The following is a 16,973-nucleotide window of genomic DNA, read 5'->3' on the forward strand; positions in this document are numbered from 1 at the left end:
GCCGGCACCCTCGGCCAGATCATTCCACCGAGCATCGTGCTGGTGCTGCTCGGTGATGTCGTGTCGACCGCCTACCAGGAAGCACAGCGCAACCAGGGCCGTTTCTCGGTGGATACGGTGTCGGTCGGTGACCTGTTTCTCGGCGCCTTGCTGCCCGGCCTGTTGCTGGTCGCCTGTTATGCCCTTTACCTGTTCGGCGTCTCCCGGCTTGCACCATCGCGCATGCCATTGCCGGATCCGGCCGATGCCGTGACGAACACCGAGCATCTCGCACGCCGGGTGCTGACCGTCTTGCTGCCACCGCTGGCGCTGATGATTGCCGTGCTGGGTTCGATCATTACCGGCATCGCTACCCCGACCGAGGCGGCAGCCGTCGGCGCAGCCGGCGCCATGTTGCTGGCTGCCCAGCGTCGCCAGCTCGGACTCAAGGTGCTGCGGGAGTCGGTGCAATCGACGGCCCAGGTCACGGCGATGGTATTCCTGATCCTGATCGGTGCCTCATTGTTCTCGCTGGTTTTCCGGGGCCTGGGTGGCGACGAGCTGGTACACGAGCTGCTGTCATCGCTGCCTGGCGGCGTGTTTGCTGCGGTATTCCTGGTGATGCTGCTGATGTTCCTGCTGGGCTTCGTGCTGGACTTCATCGAAATCACGTTCGTTGTCGTGCCGATTGTCGGACCGGTGCTGCTGGCAATGGGCCTGGACCCGGTGTGGCTCGGCATCATGATCGCCCTGAACCTGCAGACCTCTTTTCTCACGCCACCCTTCGGTTTTTCCTTGTTCTACCTGCGCGGGGTTGCGCCGGAGGCCGTCAGCACCGCGGCGATATACCGTGGGGCGATTCCTTTTGTCATCATCCAGTTGCTGATGCTGGCCGTGGTCGCCGCCTTCCCGGGGCTGGTGACCTGGTTGCCGGAAGCACTGTCCTGAGGAGGTCGCGATGGAACCCATCGACCTGGCCGACAAGTTGAAGCAGATCGAAGACACGTGGTCACCGCGTGTGGTGGCGGAGCTGAACGATTACCAGTTCAAGCTCGCCTGGCTGCAAGGCGAGTTCGTCTGGCATTGCCATGACGAGACCGACGAAGCGTTTTTCGTGCTGGAAGGCGAGTTCATGATGGAGTACCGCGATCGCACCGTGCCGGTGAAGCAGGGCGAGCTGATCGTGGTACCGAAAGGCGTCGAGCACCGCCCGGTTGCCGCCACGCATTGCGCGGTGTTGCTGATCGAACCGAAAGGCGTGATCAACACCGGCGAGGCCGGTGGCGAGCTCACCGCCGAGCCGGACCGGTGGATCTGATCAGATACCTGGTCGAAGTACCGTCGTCGATCTCGTGATCAAGGCGACTGGTCAGCACCTGGCCATCAGCCTTCATGGCAACGACTGAACCGCTGTCTGCACCTCAGGCCTTGCGCGCCTTGTAGAAGGCTTCCTCCGAAATTTCGTGCCAGGCCATCACCGGTGCCTTGAAGTTGCGGAACGACTCGGCGACTTCGGCCACCAGCGGATCCTCCGCGGCCATCTCTGCAACCAGTTCTTCCGACAGTTCGCGCAGCCGGCGCATCACCGAATCCGGGAAGGGCTTCAGGATGACGCCATGCTCTTCCACCAGCGCTTTCAATGCGGCCGGGTTTTGTGCGGTGTACTCGGCCAGCATGTCGGTGGTCACCGCCTGGCAGGCCAGCTCGACCACGGCCTGCAGGTGTTCCGGCAGCGCAGCGAAAGCTTCCTCGTTGACCAGGCATTCCAGTACCGAGCCGGGCTCGTGCCAGCCAGGGTAGTAATAGTACTTCGCCGCTTCGTGCAGGCCGAAGGCGAGGTCGTTCCAGGGACCGACCCACTCCGTGGCATCGATGACGCCGGTTTTCAGCGAGGTGAAGATCTCGCCGCCGGGCAAGGTGACCGGCAGGCCGCCGGCCCGCTCCAGTATTTCACCGCCCAGGCCCGGGATGCGCATCTTCAGGCCCTCGAGGTCGGCCGGTGAATGGATTTCCTTGTTGAACCAGCCACCCATTTGCACGCCGGAGTTGCCGGCGGCGAAGGGCAGGATGCCAAACGGGGCATAGGCTTTTTTCCAGAGTTCCTGGCCACCACCGTGGTAGAGCCAGGCATGCATTTCCTGGGCATTCATGCCGAAGGGCACGGCGGCAAAGAACTGTGCCGAGGGCGCCTTGCCTTTCCAGTAATACGCCGCGCCGTGTGCCATCTCGGCGCTGCCGTTCGCGACGGCATCGAAGGCTTCCAGCGCCGGCACGATTTCGCCCGCGGAGTAGAGCTTGACCGTCAGCTGGCCCCCGGACATGCGCGTGATGGTGTCTGCCAGCCGTTGTGCGCCGGTGCCCAGCCCCGGGAAATTGCGCGGCCAGGTGGTGACCATCTTCCACTTGAAGCGCTGGCTGCTGTTGCTGGTGGCCGGTGCGTTGCCGGTGCTGCCCTGGTCGCAAGCGGCGACGCCGCCGGCCATGGCGCCGAGGCCCAGCAGGCCGCCCAGGCGCTTGATGAAATCACGTCGTTGCATGACTTGCCCCTTGCTGTTGTTGTCGTGCTGCGGGAATGCGCATCACCTTAGCAGCGCCACCGCAGAGCGCAAGCGCGGTCGCGCGAGCAAGGCGGGCCAAAAAAAACCCCGGCGGAGCCGGGGTAATTGCCTTCATGGCTGGAGGTGATTGAGTGCAAAGCATTGGAACCTGCGTCCTGCGCATCCGTGGCCCGGTTCCTTCCCTCGGCTCGTCCCTGACATCATGTCCTGTGAATTCGAGGCCCCGCCAGTCTCCCAAGGCCGGTATAGTCCCGTTATCAGTGGGCTGCCTCGGAAAATGTCAGCATTTTCTGACCCTTGGGACGCCTTTGGACAGCGGGAGGAGCAGGCATGATCGGTTTGTTGCAGCGAGTCAGCGAAGCATCGGTGCAGGTCGGTGGCGAGGAGATTGCGCGCATCGACACGGGCATGCTGGTGCTGGTGGGTGTCCAGAAGCACGACACGCCAGCGACGGCCGTGCGGCTGCTCGAGCGCCTGCTGGCCTACCGCGTATTCGAGGATGACGCCGGCCGCATGAACCTGTCCTTGCGGGACGCCCGTTTCGACGGGCAGCCGGGTGGCCTGTTGCTGGTACCCCAGTTCACCTTGCCTGCCGATACTCGCAAGGGAACCCGCGCCAGCTTCACGCCGGCGGCCGCTCCGGGCCTGGCCGACGAGCTGTTTGCCAGCCTTTGCGAGCAGGCGAGGGCGGCCTGGAATCCTGTGGCCTGTGGACAGTTTGGTGCGAACATGAGGGTGGCGTTGGTGAACGAGGGACCAGTGACCTTCTGGCTGGAGGTAAATCCCGATTGACGCTTCTTTGCGTCCGGTGTCGAACCCGGTCTAGACTGGACCCATAAACAATGAATGCCCGGCCATGCCGAGCCTGTCTTACCACCAAAGTACCTGACACCGGACCCTTAACATGAGTCGCGTCGCACTTATCGATCATGGCCTTGGCAATCTGCAGGCTGTCGAAAAGGCGTTGTCCAAGGTTTCCCCCAGCGGACCGGTGTTTCGCTGTTACGACCCCACCGAACTGAAGCGTGCCGATTGCCTGGTGCTGTCCGGAACCGGCCAGCTCGATGCCTGCGTTGCCGAGCTGCAGCGCCTTGGCATGGCGGAGATTCTTGCGGACTACCTGCAGGAAAAACCGATTCTCGCCATCAATCTCGGCTTGCTGGCCATGTGCAGCACCGGTCTCGACCTGGTGCCGGGCGATGCCGTGCCGATGAACGCCGATGGCAGCCTTGATGTGCGCCTGCCGCACATTGGCTGGAACACCCTTGAACGACAGCAGGATCACCCGCTGTTCGAAGGAATCAGCGAGGAAGCACCTTTCTACTTTGCCCATGGCGTCAGGCTGGAGAGCGATGCCGTGCAGACCGTTGCCACGGCCACGCATGGCGAGCGTTTTCCGGCGATGGTCGCCCATGGGAATTTCATCGGCGTGCAGTTCCATCCAGAGATCAGTGACAAGCAAGGGCTGCGGTTTCTCGCCAATTTCATCAACTGGGACAACCAGGACTGAAGGAGTCAATCATGTTGTTGATACCGGCAATTTCTCTCAAGGACGGCAAGGTGCTTGCCTCGAACGGGAAGAGTTCGCATGCCGCCCGGCCGGAGGAATTGGTCAAGGAGCTGCGCGATGCCGGCATGACGCGCCTGCACCTCCTCGATGTCCCCAGCCAGAACGAAGGGCTGCCCGGCGAGCTGGCAGCCATCGAAAGGATTGCCAACGCGCTGGATGGCATCACCCTGCAGGTCGACACCGGCATCAAGGACGAAGAGAGCGTGCAGTCCTACATGGATGCCGGCGTGCACTGGGTGGTCCTGGGCAAACGTGCCGCGAGCACGCCACATGTGCTGAAGGATCTTTGCCTGGAGTTTCCCGGTCACGTGATGTATTCGCTGAACGTACGCGACCGTCACCCGGTCAGCGAATCGCACTCGAAGCTCAGCAATCACGACATCGTCGACCTGGCGCAACATTTCCAGGAGGACGGCGTGGACGGCCTGGTCTACCAGGAGGTCGACGAGAAGGAGCACCCGGCATCCACTGACGTGCCGACCATCAAGGATATTGCCGGTGGTGTCAGCATCGACCTGTTTGTTGCCGGTCTCATCGAGTCGCTGGACGACATCGCCAAGGCCTGCGAGCTGGGCGATGCCGGCGTGACCGGGATCGTGGTCAGCAATCCGCTGGACAAGGGCATCGACTACGCCGAAGCGATGCGCCTGGTCGAGGATGCCAGTTGACATGGTCTTGCGTGTTGCCTTGAGACAGCCAGCATGAGCCTGTGCCGACGCATCATTCCGGTGCTCGACATTGCCAAGGGCGGCGTGGTGAAAGGCGTCGAACTTGGCGAAGTCGAGGACAGTGCCGATCCGGTCATGGTGGCGCGTGCTTACGAGGCCCAGGGTGCGGACGAAATCGCCTTCATCGATGTTTCCAGCCAGCGCGGAGACGTGCTGGACGACGTGCTGCGCGCGGTGTCGGAGCAGGTCTTCATCCCCGTGACCGCGGGCGGTGGCATCCACGATGCGCAGGAGGTCAAGCGCATGCTGACCGCCGGCGCCGACCGGGTAATGTTGAACACGGCCGCCGTGCTGAAGCCGGAACTGGTGACCGAGTGCGTGGAGAAGTTCGGCTCGGAGGCATTGATCGGCGCGGTCGACGTGCGCCGTACCGGCAGCGAGGACCGGCCGTGGGAAGTGGTCACCCACGGCGGCCGGAAGTCCAGCGGTCTCGATGCCCGGGCATGGGTGCAGCAGCTGGCCGATTACGGCATTGGCGAGATCCTGGTGACCAGTCTCGACCAGGATGGGGGTCGGGAAGGCTTCGACCAGCAGCTGGTCGAGACCATGGCCGATATCGTCTCCGTGCCGCTGGTGGTGGCGGGTGGCGCGGGTCGCCCGGAAGATGTCGAGGAAGCCCTTGCCGACGGGCTGGCTGACGGTGTGATGATTGCCAGCATTTTTCACTCGGGAGAGTACAATATCGGCAACGTGAAGAATTTTCTCGCCGCCCGAGGCGTGCCGATCAGGCGCGGGGCGGACTGACCGGCCGGGAATCGGTCAGCTTCAGGACAGCAGGAGTGCAGCATGGGTTTCGGTGGAATCAGTATCTGGCAGCTTGCCATCATCCTCTTGATCGTCGTCGTGATCTTCGGCACGAAGAAGCTGCGCAATGTCGGCTCCGATGTCGGTGGCGCGGTCAAGAATTTCAAGGATGCCATGAGCGACGACAAGCCCGAGGACGACACGAGCGAAAAGTCCGTTGGACATGACGCTGGTGATGACGGCGACGGCAACAAGTCGAACTGAGCGGACTTCCTGAATGTTCGATGTCGGTTTCAGCGAACTGGCGCTGCTCGCCATTCTCGCCCTGGTGATTGCAGGACCGGAGCGGTTGCCGGGCATCATGCGCGGCCTCGGCCGGCTGGCTGCGCGGGCGCGTTCGATGACGGCCGCGATCCGGACCGAACTGGAACGCGAGGTCGACAGCGCGGAGCGTGGCGAACGTTCCGATGAGGCCGCTTCGAAACGCGAGCAGCCAGGCGATGACTGATTCGCCCAGCAGCCTGCTCGCCCACCTGCAGGAACTTCGCAGTCGCTTGCTGCGGGGCTTTGCCGTCATCCTGCTGTTGTTCTGCGGCCTGGCCTTCTTCGCCAGCGAGCTCTTCTCCCTGTTGTCACAACCCTTGCTGGCCTTCCTTCCCGAAGGCAGCAACATGATCGCGACCGATGTCGCCACGCCGTTCCTGACCCCTTTCAAGCTGGCGTTCGTGGCGGCGATTTTCATCGGCATGCCGTTCCTGCTGTTCCAGGTCTGGGCATTCATCGCGCCAGGGCTGTATCGCCAGGAGAAGCGACTTTTCATTCCCCTGCTGTTGTCATCGATCGTGCTGTTCTACGCCGGCATCGCCTTTGCGTTCTTCGTGGTCTTTCCGCTGGTGTTCCGTTTCCTCACGGCGGTGACACCCGAGGGCGTGTCGATGATGACCGACATCAGCGCCTACCTGGATTTCGTGCTGACGTTGTTCTTTGCTTTCGGCCTGGCCTTCGAGGTGCCGGTGGCTACGGTGCTGCTGGTCTGGGCCGGTGTCACCACGCCGTCGGCGCTGGCGGAGAAACGACCGTACGTGCTGCTCGGTGCTTTTGTCATCGGCATGTTCCTGACGCCTCCCGATGTCATTTCGCAGACACTGCTGGCCCTGCCCATGTATGTCCTGTTCGAGATCGGCATCCTGATGTCGCGCTGGCTGGTCAGCGGCTGGCAGGAAGTGGAAGCGCAAAGAAAGGCAGAACGCGAAGCGAGATCGGAAGAAGATGCCTGAACGACGCGCATACACGGATTAAAAAAAACGGACCGCATGCGGTCCGTTTTCTGTTCCGGGTTGTTTGATCGACGAGGCTTACTCGCCACCGCTCGACGAGCTGCCTTCATACTCGAGGTATTCGTTCTTCTGCGTGTTCGACAACTGTCCGCCGCGCTGGAACTTCTCCTGGGCGCGAAGGTAATCCTCTGCGAACTCGGTCTTCATCATGTCATTGAGCTGGAAGATGCGGTCATTGACGATGGCGCCGTACTCGATGTGCACGTCGAACATCCGCTGGTAGGCTTCCCGGATGTCGGTTTCCTGGACGAGTGCTTCGACTTCCTTGATCCCGGCTCGCGCGGCGTTCTGCCTGGCCAGCACGCAATCCAGGGATTCCGGTCGCGGCGCTCCGCTCAGGCTGTCGATGCCGGCAGCAAGCTGTTCGCCGCTCAGTTCGTCATCCGGGTCCATCTCGGTGCGTGCGACCGCATTCGCGCAGACCTTTTCGCTCATGGCCGCAGTGAATGCTTCCTGCTGGTCCTCGTCGTCGCCGAAGAGGTGGAAACGGCTGCGCTGTGCGACCTGGTCGATGACGCCTGGTGCCGGCACCGGCAGGAAATTGCCACCCGGCATGGAAACCGGCCCGACCAGCAAGGCCCCGGAGAACACATCGCCGTAGCCCAGTGCCAGCGACTCCGCAACAATGGCGCCGCTCTCCTGCCCGCCGACATACAGCCGGGCCGGATCAGCAGGGAACTCGCCAATGACCCCGTTCATGCCGAACAGTGCGGCGGCAGCACGGATGAAAATCGGGTCATCGCCGTTGCCGGCCTCCAGCGGCGCGACCAGCACCAGGTGCTGCTCGTCAAGGACGTCGGCCCAGCCAGCAGGCAGCTCGAAGTCATCCTCGTCCGGCAGCCAGACCAGGATGCCGTAGCGGCCGTTGTCAGCCGGTTCTGCCGGTACGTGTACCAGCCATTCCCGTTCACGGGGATCGATCGAAAACTTGCGCAGGTCGATACCGTCCTTGGCCGCCTGCTCGGCCATGTCGCGATACGCCAGGCCGTGCATCAGGCGCTGCCCGAGCGCCTGCATGTTCGCGTAGGGTGGCGCCTTGTCAAAGCTCTGGGTGCGGGTATCGCCCGCCGTCGCCGTGCCGGCAATGCCCAGCATTACGGCTGCCAGCGCTAGAGTGCGTGTTTTCATGGTGTCTACCCCCTTTCAAGTCTGATGTATTCCAGTGATTTCAGTATCACCTGTCATGTCGAATCAGCGGCCGGACTGCCGTCAAAGTCGGCCAGCCCGGCCGCCGCCGTTCCTTCTCCGGTGCCCGCTCAATCGAAGATCGCTTCGGCGGGCACGATGGTGACAGCTTCCGAGGAGAATTTCAGATCCAGGTCCTGGATGACCTGGTCTTCGGCAAGCAGTTCCTCGGGTTGCTGGGCCTGGTAGGTCATCGGTGACGTCCGGTTCTCGACCAGGCGCGCCTTCAGGTCCTCGGCATCGTTGCTGATGAACACGAACTTGATGTTCTCGGTCTGGAGATGCTCGCCGATCACGCGATTGACGTCCTCCAGGGTCAGCTTCTGCAGGCCGGCCCTGACGTAGTCGGCGAAGGCGTCGATGCCGTAGAACCTCGAGTCGAGCATGTACGCCAGCTGCCGTCCCTGGGACGCGACCATCTGCGCCACGTACTTGTCGAGGAAGTCCCGGGTTGCCTCGAAGTTCTGCTCGCTCATGCCGTTTTCGAGCAGCTTGTCGAGCTCGTACAGCGCCACGCGCGTCGCGAAGTGAGCGTCATTGTTCGAGCGCAGCGGCCGCAGCCAGACCTGGAAGATCTGTTGCTGGCGAGCCACGTTCGGCACGGGGCTCTGGGTGAACATGCCGCGCGGGAAGTACTCGATATAGGCATAGTCGCCGTAGTTCATGCCGCGGGTTGCACGGATGCGCTGGTAGAGATGGCTGTTCGAAGAGCGGTGCTCGCCCAGCCAGGAACGCACCAGCCACAGCGCCACCCAGTCGTCGTCGCCACGCACCAGGTCGATCGGGAAGCCGAAGGAAACGGCGACCGGCTGGGTTTCCTTCTGGATGATCATCGCCTGGCGACCGTCGATCGCCGGTGCTTCAGGGAGGGCCAGCTGGGTCTCGTCGCCATTCGGCAGCGCAGTGAGGTCCGCCAGCAAGTGGTCCCGGAAGGCAGTGCTGTAACCACCGGCCAGGCCGACGGTCAGGTTCTGCGGTGTGTAATGCTTGGCGTAGAAAAGCTTCACGTCATCCAGTGTCAGGGCCTTGACGTCCGACAGGTGGCCGAGTGTCAGCGACCCGTAGGGATGCTCGTCCCCGTAGATGAACTCGTACATCGCCTCCTTGGCAAATTCCTCGTCGTTATTGGCACGCAGGCCGTCGCTGATCGTGGTCAGCAACTGCTGCTTGATGCGCTGGAAATCACTTTCGCGCCAGCCCGGTGCAAGCAACTGCTCGGCAGCAATGGCATACCAGCGGTCCAGGTTGTCCTTGTGCACGGTGCCGCTGAAGCGGGTCATCTCCTTGCCTACCTGGCTGCCGAAGCCGGCAGCCATCGGATAGAACGCCTCGGTGATGGCGTTGATGTCGTGGAACTCGGAACCACCGGAGGCAATCATTCGTGCCGTCAGCTCGGCCAGGCCTTTCTTGCCTTCGGGATCGCGCGCAGCACCCACATTGAACAGCCAGCTGACGTTGACGAGGTCCGAGTTGCCGGGCATCTCGACCATCGAAACCTTGCCTGGTCGGCTCTTGCTGCCCATGACGGCATCACGGAATGCCGTAACGCTCCAGGCATCTGTCGAGCCACCCGATTGGGCGGCACTTTCCATTTCCGCGGCGGCAACCATGTCGTCAAGCAGCGGAACATCGTTCATGCCCGCCATGCTTTCGGAAGCCGACAGCGTCACGATCACCCGCGTATCGTCGGTGAAATATTCGTTCGCATGCGCCCGGATGTCCTCCGCCGTCAGCTTGCCGTACTGCTCGTAGGCGTTGTTGATGGTCTTGACCGGCGTACGCGTGAAGTGGCTGTAGCTTGCCAGGGTCGATGCGATCGCACTGGAGTTGTCCAGGTTGTTGGCAAAGCCGTACTTGAGATTCGACTGGGTGTCGGCAAGCTTGTCGGCATCGACCAGCTCGGTGCGAGCCTGCTGCAGGGCTTCGAGCATGCGATCCATGACAGCCCGACCGTGCTTTTCATCGGTCAGCTGGGCGTAGACCATCAGCTGCCCTGGATCCTTGCGGTTCGGGAAATACGCGCCGATGCTCGTGGCCCATTGCTTGTCGATCACCAGGTCGCGGTAGATCTCCGAGTTGGACGAGAAATAGATCGCGGAGATCAGGTCGATGGCCGCCATGTCTTTTTCGGTCGGGTCGTAGGCCGGGCCGCGGAAGGAAACCGAAACCCATGGCTGGGTCGGTGATGGCCAGGTGATGTGCGAATACTGTGGTCCCTTGCTGCCTTGTTCCTGCGGGATCTCGACGTTGTTCTCGCCCTCGACAGTCCACGCACCCCAGTACTTTTCGATCAGCTGGTAGGTCTCGCGCGCATCGACGTCACCGACCACTACCAGGGTGGCGAATTCCGGCCGGTACCAGCGCTTGAAGAATTCGTGCGAGTAGTCGAACTGCTCGGGCATCTGCTCGATGTCCTCGAAGAATCCCATGGTGGTGTGCTGGTAGGTATGGGTGTCGTAGGCGATCTTGCGCTGCTCTTCGATCAGCTGCCGGATCGGGTTGGCCGAGTTCTTGAGGTACTCGCCCTTGACGGCCAGCGCTTCGGTGCGGAACTGGTCCTCGGTGTACTGCAGGTTCTGGAAGCGATCTGCTTCGACTTCCATCACCGTTTCGAGATCTTCCTTGGTGAAGTCCAGGTAGTAGTTCGTCAGGTCATCGGATGTGTAGGCATTGGTGTCCGCGCCGATGCTCTTGAGGATGGCCTGGTATTCCTCCTGCGAATAGTTTTCGGTACCGCGGAACATCATGTGTTCGAAGAAGTGTGCGAAGCCGGACTTGCCCGGTTCGACTTCATTGCGCGAACCGGTCTGCATGGCGATCTGCATGGAGACGACATCCGGGTAATCGGTGGGAACCACGATGAAGCGCAGCCCGTTCGGCAAGGTTCCATAAAGATGGTCCTGGCTGAAAATGCCGGGCACGGTTCGCTTTTCGGCGTGTTCGTAACCAGGTTGCGGCGTGGCATCGGTGCTGCCTGCGTCGACCTTGGCGGCTTGCTTGTTGCTGCCATCATCCTGGCTGCAGCCGAGCAAGGTTGTTGTCATTACCAATAGCGAAAGAAATGCGATACGCATCATCCTGGAACCCCCTCCAAATTGACCGAATTTGCATTTATAAGGTGTGAGGCCGCGACGCAGCAAGCCGCACTGCGGAAAAAAAGGCCATCTCACCGGTAAATACCCCCTGTACAAGGGTGAAAAACACGACCTGTGCCACAAAATGCCGTGTTGACCTAGGCGGGCAAAGCAGGAATGCTAGGGCGCTGATTTAACCTGATAACGCACAATTTCTGGGGAATTCCGATGAACAGCAACGTAGGTGTGCCGAATTCCGGTACCTGGATGGGACAGCCGAAGGGCCTGTTTACACTCTTCTTTACCGAGCTCTGGGAGCGTTTCAGCTTCTATGGCATGCGCGCCCTGTTGGTGCTTTTCATGACCGCAGCCATTGTCGAAGGCGGCGGTGGCGGTTTCGGCCTCGATGACGCGACGGCAACGGCGATCTACGGCATCTACACGGCGGCGGTCTACCTGTTCGCCCTGCCGGGTGGCTGGATGGCGGATCGCCTGCTGGGCCAGCAGAAGGCTGTCTGGTATGGCGGCATCATCATCGCCATCGGTCACTTCACCATGGCCGCGCCCTTGCTCAACGACTGGTTTGGTCCGTTCAGCGAAGAGTTCCGCATGTCGCTCGAGACTTCGGCATTCTTCCTCGGCCTGGTGTTCATTGTCATCGGTACCGGCCTGCTGAAGCCGAACGTGTCGGCCATCGTCGGCGACATGTACCCGGAAGGCGGCGCCCGTCGTGATGGCGGTTTCACCATTTTCTACATGGGCATCAACCTTGGCGCCATGCTGGGTCCGCTGGTCTGCAGCTTCCTCGGCGAGAACGTCAACTGGCACTACGGCTTCGGTGCCGCGGGTGTCGGCATGGTGCTCGGCCTGATCCAGTACAAGTACATGCTGCACCACCTCGGTGATGCGGGCAGGCATCCGCATACCAAGGCGGGCGAAGTGCCCAGCGAAACGTCGATGAAGCGCAACTGGCTGGCGGTCATCATCGGCGGTGTCGTACTTGCCGGCGTGGTGCTGATGGCGCTGACCGGGGCGATCACCATCGATCCGCAGGCCTTCGCCACCTGGACGACCTGGATCATCCTGGGTGCAGCCGTGGCCTTCTTCGGCTATGTCATTTTCTTCGGTGGCCTGTCCACCGAAGAGCGCAAGCGCGTGTTCGTGATCATCACCCTGTTCATCGGTGCGGCCATCTTCTGGTCCGGCTTCGAGCAGGCCGGTTCCTCGTTCAACCTGTTCGCCGAACGCTTCACCCAGCGCGAGTTCTTCGGCTTCGAGCATCCGGCGGGCTGGTACCAGTCCCTGAACGCGGCATTCATCCTGATCTTCGCACCGTTCTTTGCCTGGTTCTGGGTGGCGCTGGCGCGTCGCAACTGGGAGCCTTCGATTCCCGGCAAGTTCGCGCTCGCGATGTTCCAGCTGGGTCTTGGCTTCCTGGTCATGTTCTTTGCGGCCACGATCCTGGTTTCGCAAGGCGCCGGCGGCAAGGTGCTGCCGACATGGCTGATGCTGACCTACCTGCTGCACACCACGGCCGAGCTGTGCCTCAGCCCGGTGGCGCTCAGTGCGGTGACCAAGCTGGCGCCGCAGCGGTATACCTCGCAGATGATGGGCATGTGGTTTGTCGGTACGGCGATGGGCAACCTGGTTGCCGGCCTGCTGGCAGGCTTCCTGTCGGCAGAAGAGGGTGCGGCTGACAGCCTGGAGGCGATGCCGCCGAACTTCTGGTCGCTGTTCCTGTTCTTTGCCGGTTGCGGTGTCCTGTATGCCGTGTTCAGCAAGCCCATCAAGGGCTGGATCGGTAACATACGCTGACCGCAGAGGAAACTAGAAATCGCTGCAGATTTGGTTACAATCGGCAGCGCATTGATGCTTTTTCTGGTGGGTGCACCGGGAATCACGGTTGTTTAGGGAGCTGCCTGTGAATCCCGGATGTAGTCCACCGATCTATGAAAAACCGCCCGGCTTGCCGGGCGGTTTTTTTATGGGCCACGCAGGCCTGGAAATGGGATGCAGGCCGCACGCTGCGGTATTGTGACGACCACGGGGCTCGCCTACACTCGAACACTTTGCGACCACCCCGACCGGCTGGGTGGCGCGCGAGAAAGGCATACCGTGCAGGGCGTGCGACGCACTGCGGAAAACCACAAGGAACAGACGCATGACTCAATTATTCAAGATGGCGACGCTGGCCTCGCTGACGACCTTGCTGGTCGCCTGTGGCGGCGCGAACGAACAGCAGGCTGACAGTGCCGACAAGGCAGTGACGGTGGCCGATGCAGAAGCATTCATCGCCGCGCACAACGAACATGTCCGCGAGACCATCGGCCCGGATGCCAAGACCTACTGGCTGGCGTCCACCTACATCACGCCGGACACGCAATTGCTGGCATCCAAGGTCGGTGAGGAAAGCCTCAAGTACGCATCGAAGCTGGTCGAGGACTCCAAGCAGTTCAACGATCTCGACCTCGACGGTGAGACGGCCCGCGCCATGCGCCTGATCCAGATCGGCGCCACCATGCCGTCGCCCTCCGAAGATGCAAAGATTGCCGAGCTGGCGGAGATTTCCACGTCGCTGTCGGCGATGTACGGCGCCGGCAAGTACTGCCCGGAAGGTGAAGATGGCAAGTGCCTCAGCCTCGGCGAGCTCGAGAACATCATCGATGATCCGAATGCCAGCTTCGAGGCCAAGCAGGAAGCCTGGGTGGGCTGGCGCACGATCTCGCCTGACATGCGTGACAAGTACGTGCGGTTCGTCGAGCTGATGAACGACGGTGCCAACGAGCTTGGCTTTGCCGATACCGGTGCGCTGTGGCGTTCCGGTTACGACATGCCGGCCGACGAGTTCACCCGGGTTGCGGCCGACCTCTGGTCCGACGTGAAGCCGATGTACGATGCGCTGCATTGCTACGTGCGCAACGAGCTGGCTGCGGAATACGGCGCCGACAAGGTGCCGGCCGGCGAACCGATTCCGGCGCACCTGCTGGGCAACATGTGGTCGCAGGAGTGGGGCAACATCTATCCGATCGTCGAGCCGTACCAGGGCGTGTCCAGCCTCGACGTTTCGGCCGAGCTCGAGCGTCGCCGCGACGCGAAGGAAGACGAACTGAAGTCCGCGCTGGGCGAGGATGCGTCGATCAAGGAGCTGGCCGATGCCGAGTACGACGCGGACATGTTCATCGCGCTGGAGATGGTCCGTTCGGCGGAGAATTTCTACAAGTCCATGGGCATGGGCGAGCTGCCGGACTCCTTCTGGGACAATTCGCAGTTCATCAAGCCGCGTGACCGTGACGTGGTCTGCCATGCGTCTGCCTGGGACATGGACATGCAGGGTGACGTGCGCATCAAGATGTGCATCGAGCCGAACCTCGAAGACCTGAAGACCGTCTACCACGAGCTGGGTCACCTCTATTACGACCTTGCCTACAACGTGCAGGAGCCGATCTTCCAGAACGGCGCGCATGACGGTTTCCACGAGGCCATTGGCGACACCATCGAACTGGCCATGACGCCGGAGTACCTGGCATCGCAGGGCCTGATCGGCGAAGTGGCCAGCTCCGAGGAAGCGGTCATCAACAACCAGATGAAGCTGGCTCTCGGCAAGGTCGCGTTCCTGCCCTTCGGCAAGCTGATCGACGAATGGCGCTGGAAGGTATTCAACGGCGAGATCGCACCGGACAGCTACAACGCCGGCTGGTGGGAACTGCGTACGCAGTACCAGGGCATCGCGCCGCCGGTCGAACGCTCGGAAGCCGATTTCGATCCGGGTGCCAAGTACCACATTCCGGGCAACACGCCGTACACCCGCTATTTCCTGGCGCGCATCCTGCAGTTCCAGTTCTACCAGGCGCTGTGTGATGCGGCCGGTCATGAAGGTCCGCTGTACCAGTGCTCCTTCTTCGGCAGCGAAGAAGCGGGCAAGCGCTTTGCAGCAATGATGGCGAACGGCCAGAGCCAGCCCTGGCAGGACACCCTGGCCGAGCTGACCGGCGGTCGCGACATGTCCGGCGAGCCGCTGCTGGAATACTTCGCACCGCTGAAGAGCTGGCTGGACGAAAAGAACCAGGGCTCCGAGTGCGGTTGGTAATTCGCACGAGTAGTGAAATGATGACGCCTCGGTCCTGTTGACCGGGGCGTTTTCGCAACAAGGGGAAGAAAATGATCAAGGACTTCAAGGTACCGCACACGCTGGTACTGCTGTTTTCCATCATGATCGTGGCCTGGGCAGCCACCTGGGTCCTGCCGGCGGGCACCTTCGACACGCAAGTGAACGATCATGGTCGTGAAGTCGTGGTGGCCGGTACGTATCACGCCATCGAGGATGCCGGGCAACTGTCACCGACATCGCTGTTCACGGTCATCCCGCGAGCGATGGCGGATGCCCAGGGCATCATTTTCTTCCTGTTCCTGATCGGTGGTTCCCTGGCCATCCTGCGGAAGACGGGTGTCATCGATGCCGCGCTGGGCAAGTTGCTGAACCGCTTCGGTCACCAGCCGGCGCTGCTGATCGGCATGGGCATGCTGGCATTCATGGCTGGATCCACCACCATCGGCATGGCCGAGGAATACATTCCGCTGGTTGCCGTGCTGATCACCTTGTGCGTCGCCATGCGCATGGACACCATTTCGGCGGTGGCCATCATGGTCGTCGGCTATGGCACGGGCTATGGCGTGGCCATGTTGAATCCCTTCACCGTGCTGGTGGCCCAGGAAGTCGCGGAACTGCAGCCGGTCTCGGGTTGGGAATTCCGCACGGCGCTGTTCATCCCCTTCTTCGTCATCGCGTTTCATCACGTCTGGTCGTACGCCAGCAAGGTGCGCGCCGATGCGACTTACAGTTTCGTGCACGACGTCGAAGATGCGCAGCCACCGGCGCAGGGCGAGTACCCGGCACTCAGTGGCAAGCTGAAACTGATCCTGCTGGTGACGACCCTGTTCCTCGGCGTGATTGTCTGGGGTATCGCCCAGCAGGGCTGGTATTTCATCGAGCTGGGTGCCGCGTTCGTGGCGCTTGGCCTGGTCGTGGCATTCCTGGCCGGCATGAGCCTGGACGACACGGCCAAGACGTTCACTGCCGGTGCCGCCGAATTGACGGGCACCGCGCTGCTGATCGGCTTTGCTCGCAGCATCGCCTTGCTGCTGGAAGACGGCCAGGTGCTGCACACGGTCGTGAATGCGCTCGCCGCGCCGCTGACAGAAGTCGGTGCTCATGCCTCGGCGGTGGGCATGCTGTTCATCCAGTCCATCCTGAACTTCTTCATACCGTCCGGCTCCGGCCAGGCCTACGTCACCATGCCCCTGATGGCGCCGATTTCCGATCTCATCGGCGTGTCTCGCCAGGTGGCGGTGCTGGCCTACCAGATGGGTGACGGCTTCATGAACATGATCGTGCCGACCAATGCCGTCCTGATGGGCATTCTCGGCATTTGCGGCATTCCCTACGATCGCTGGTTCCGTTTCATCTGGCCGCTGATCGTGAAGTTCCTGGTCGCAGGTTCGATCGCGCTGGTGGTGGCCGTGGCGATCGGTTACCAGTAGGCAATCGCGATCAAGTCACGAAAAAGCCCCGCAGCCGCGGGGCTTTTTCGTGAGGCCCGCCATTCACCCTTTCTGCTTCGGAATCCATGCCCATTCCATGCGGCAGTCGACGGGATGACTGCCGGCCGAATCGGTCAGCACGACGCTGACCACCGTGTCGCCGCGCTCGTCCTGCTGCATGCGCTGGCGATCTGCCACATCGACCGATGCCGTGGCCTCGAGGTCGCCTTCCAGCAGCGAGACATAGCGGATGTTCATCC

16 protein-coding genes are annotated in these 16,973 nt (G+C 61.8%); 12 read left to right on the forward strand and 4 right to left on the reverse strand.

Features of this window, described 5'->3' with window-relative positions; translation table 11 throughout:
- On the forward strand, positions 1-927 hold a 927-nt coding region (locus R3217_08090), incomplete at its 5' end, for a TRAP transporter large permease subunit (protein ID MDX1455397.1).
- 10 nt (positions 928-937) lie between these two features.
- Positions 938-1,297: a cupin domain-containing protein gene (locus tag R3217_08095; protein ID MDX1455398.1), complete on the forward strand. Its 360-nt coding sequence runs from the start codon at positions 938-940 to the stop codon at positions 1,295-1,297.
- Positions 1,298-1,400: 103 nt separating this feature from the next.
- Here R3217_08095 and R3217_08100 read toward each other — a convergent pair whose 3' ends face one another.
- A complete protein-coding gene (locus R3217_08100; protein MDX1455399.1) occupies positions 1,401-2,516 on the reverse strand; it encodes a TRAP transporter substrate-binding protein in 1,116 nt (371 codons plus the stop codon).
- A gap of 351 nt (positions 2,517-2,867) precedes the next feature.
- Here R3217_08100 and dtd point away from each other — a divergent pair, with 351 nt between their 5' ends.
- From dtd to tatC, 7 genes are all read left to right on the forward strand, one after another.
- Complete coding sequence (dtd, locus tag R3217_08105) at positions 2,868-3,329, forward strand: D-aminoacyl-tRNA deacylase (protein MDX1455400.1); 462 nt, start codon at positions 2,868-2,870, stop codon at positions 3,327-3,329.
- A gap of 112 nt (positions 3,330-3,441) precedes the next feature.
- Positions 3,442-4,047 (forward strand): imidazole glycerol phosphate synthase subunit HisH, encoded by a 606-nt coding sequence (hisH, locus tag R3217_08110; protein ID MDX1455401.1) that lies wholly within the window; start codon positions 3,442-3,444, stop codon positions 4,045-4,047.
- A gap of 11 nt (positions 4,048-4,058) precedes the next feature.
- Complete coding sequence (locus R3217_08115; protein MDX1455402.1) at positions 4,059-4,775, forward strand: HisA/HisF-related TIM barrel protein; 717 nt, start codon at positions 4,059-4,061, stop codon at positions 4,773-4,775.
- 33 nt (positions 4,776-4,808) lie between these two features.
- Complete coding sequence (locus R3217_08120) at positions 4,809-5,579, forward strand: imidazole glycerol phosphate synthase cyclase subunit (protein MDX1455403.1); 771 nt, start codon at positions 4,809-4,811, stop codon at positions 5,577-5,579.
- 42 nt (positions 5,580-5,621) lie between these two features.
- The gene (gene tatA / locus R3217_08125) at positions 5,622-5,843 is read left to right on the forward strand and encodes a Sec-independent protein translocase subunit TatA (GenBank protein MDX1455404.1); all 222 of its coding nucleotides are present in this window, start codon (positions 5,622-5,624) and stop codon (positions 5,841-5,843) included.
- Positions 5,844-5,856: 13 nt separating this feature from the next.
- Positions 5,857-6,087, forward strand: coding sequence for a Sec-independent protein translocase protein TatB (gene tatB / locus R3217_08130; protein MDX1455405.1), 231 nt, complete (start codon positions 5,857-5,859; stop codon positions 6,085-6,087).
- Entirely contained in the window at positions 6,080-6,856 is a 777-nt protein-coding gene (gene tatC, locus R3217_08135; GenBank protein MDX1455406.1) for a twin-arginine translocase subunit TatC, read from the forward strand. Before tatB ends, tatC begins: the two co-directional genes overlap by 8 nt.
- 78 nt (positions 6,857-6,934) lie before the next feature.
- Here the strand turns inward: tatC and R3217_08140 are convergent, their stop codons facing one another.
- Together R3217_08140 and R3217_08145 are read right to left on the reverse strand one after the other, a co-directional pair.
- Positions 6,935-8,044: a hypothetical protein gene (locus R3217_08140; protein MDX1455407.1), complete on the reverse strand. Its 1,110-nt coding sequence runs from the start codon at positions 8,042-8,044 to the stop codon at positions 6,935-6,937.
- 128 nt (positions 8,045-8,172) lie between these two features.
- Positions 8,173-11,145, reverse strand: coding sequence for a pitrilysin family protein (locus R3217_08145; GenBank protein ID MDX1455408.1), 2,973 nt, complete (start codon positions 11,143-11,145; stop codon positions 8,173-8,175).
- 258 nt (positions 11,146-11,403) lie between these two features.
- On the opposite strand from R3217_08145, the gene R3217_08150 reads away from it, so the two are divergent.
- The 3 genes from R3217_08150 (at position 11,404) to R3217_08160 (ending at position 16,713) form a co-directional block, all read left to right on the forward strand.
- A complete protein-coding gene (locus R3217_08150; GenBank protein MDX1455409.1) occupies positions 11,404-12,990 on the forward strand; it encodes a peptide MFS transporter in 1,587 nt (528 codons plus the stop codon).
- 346 nt (positions 12,991-13,336) lie between these two features.
- The gene (locus R3217_08155) at positions 13,337-15,262 is read left to right on the forward strand and encodes a M2 family metallopeptidase (protein MDX1455410.1); all 1,926 of its coding nucleotides are present in this window, start codon (positions 13,337-13,339) and stop codon (positions 15,260-15,262) included.
- A 71-nt stretch (positions 15,263-15,333) separates the two neighbouring features.
- Positions 15,334-16,713 (forward strand): TIGR00366 family protein, encoded by a 1,380-nt coding sequence (locus R3217_08160; protein ID MDX1455411.1) that lies wholly within the window; start codon positions 15,334-15,336, stop codon positions 16,711-16,713.
- 63 nt (positions 16,714-16,776) lie between these two features.
- Here R3217_08160 and R3217_08165 read toward each other — a convergent pair.
- The coding region (locus tag R3217_08165; protein ID MDX1455412.1) for a DUF4442 domain-containing protein at positions 16,777-16,973 on the reverse strand (197 nt) is incomplete at its 5' end.

The sequence above is a fragment of the Gammaproteobacteria bacterium genome, from assembly GCA_033720895.1.
GTDB lineage: Bacteria > Pseudomonadota > Gammaproteobacteria > Natronospirales > JAJUFS01 > JAWWBS01.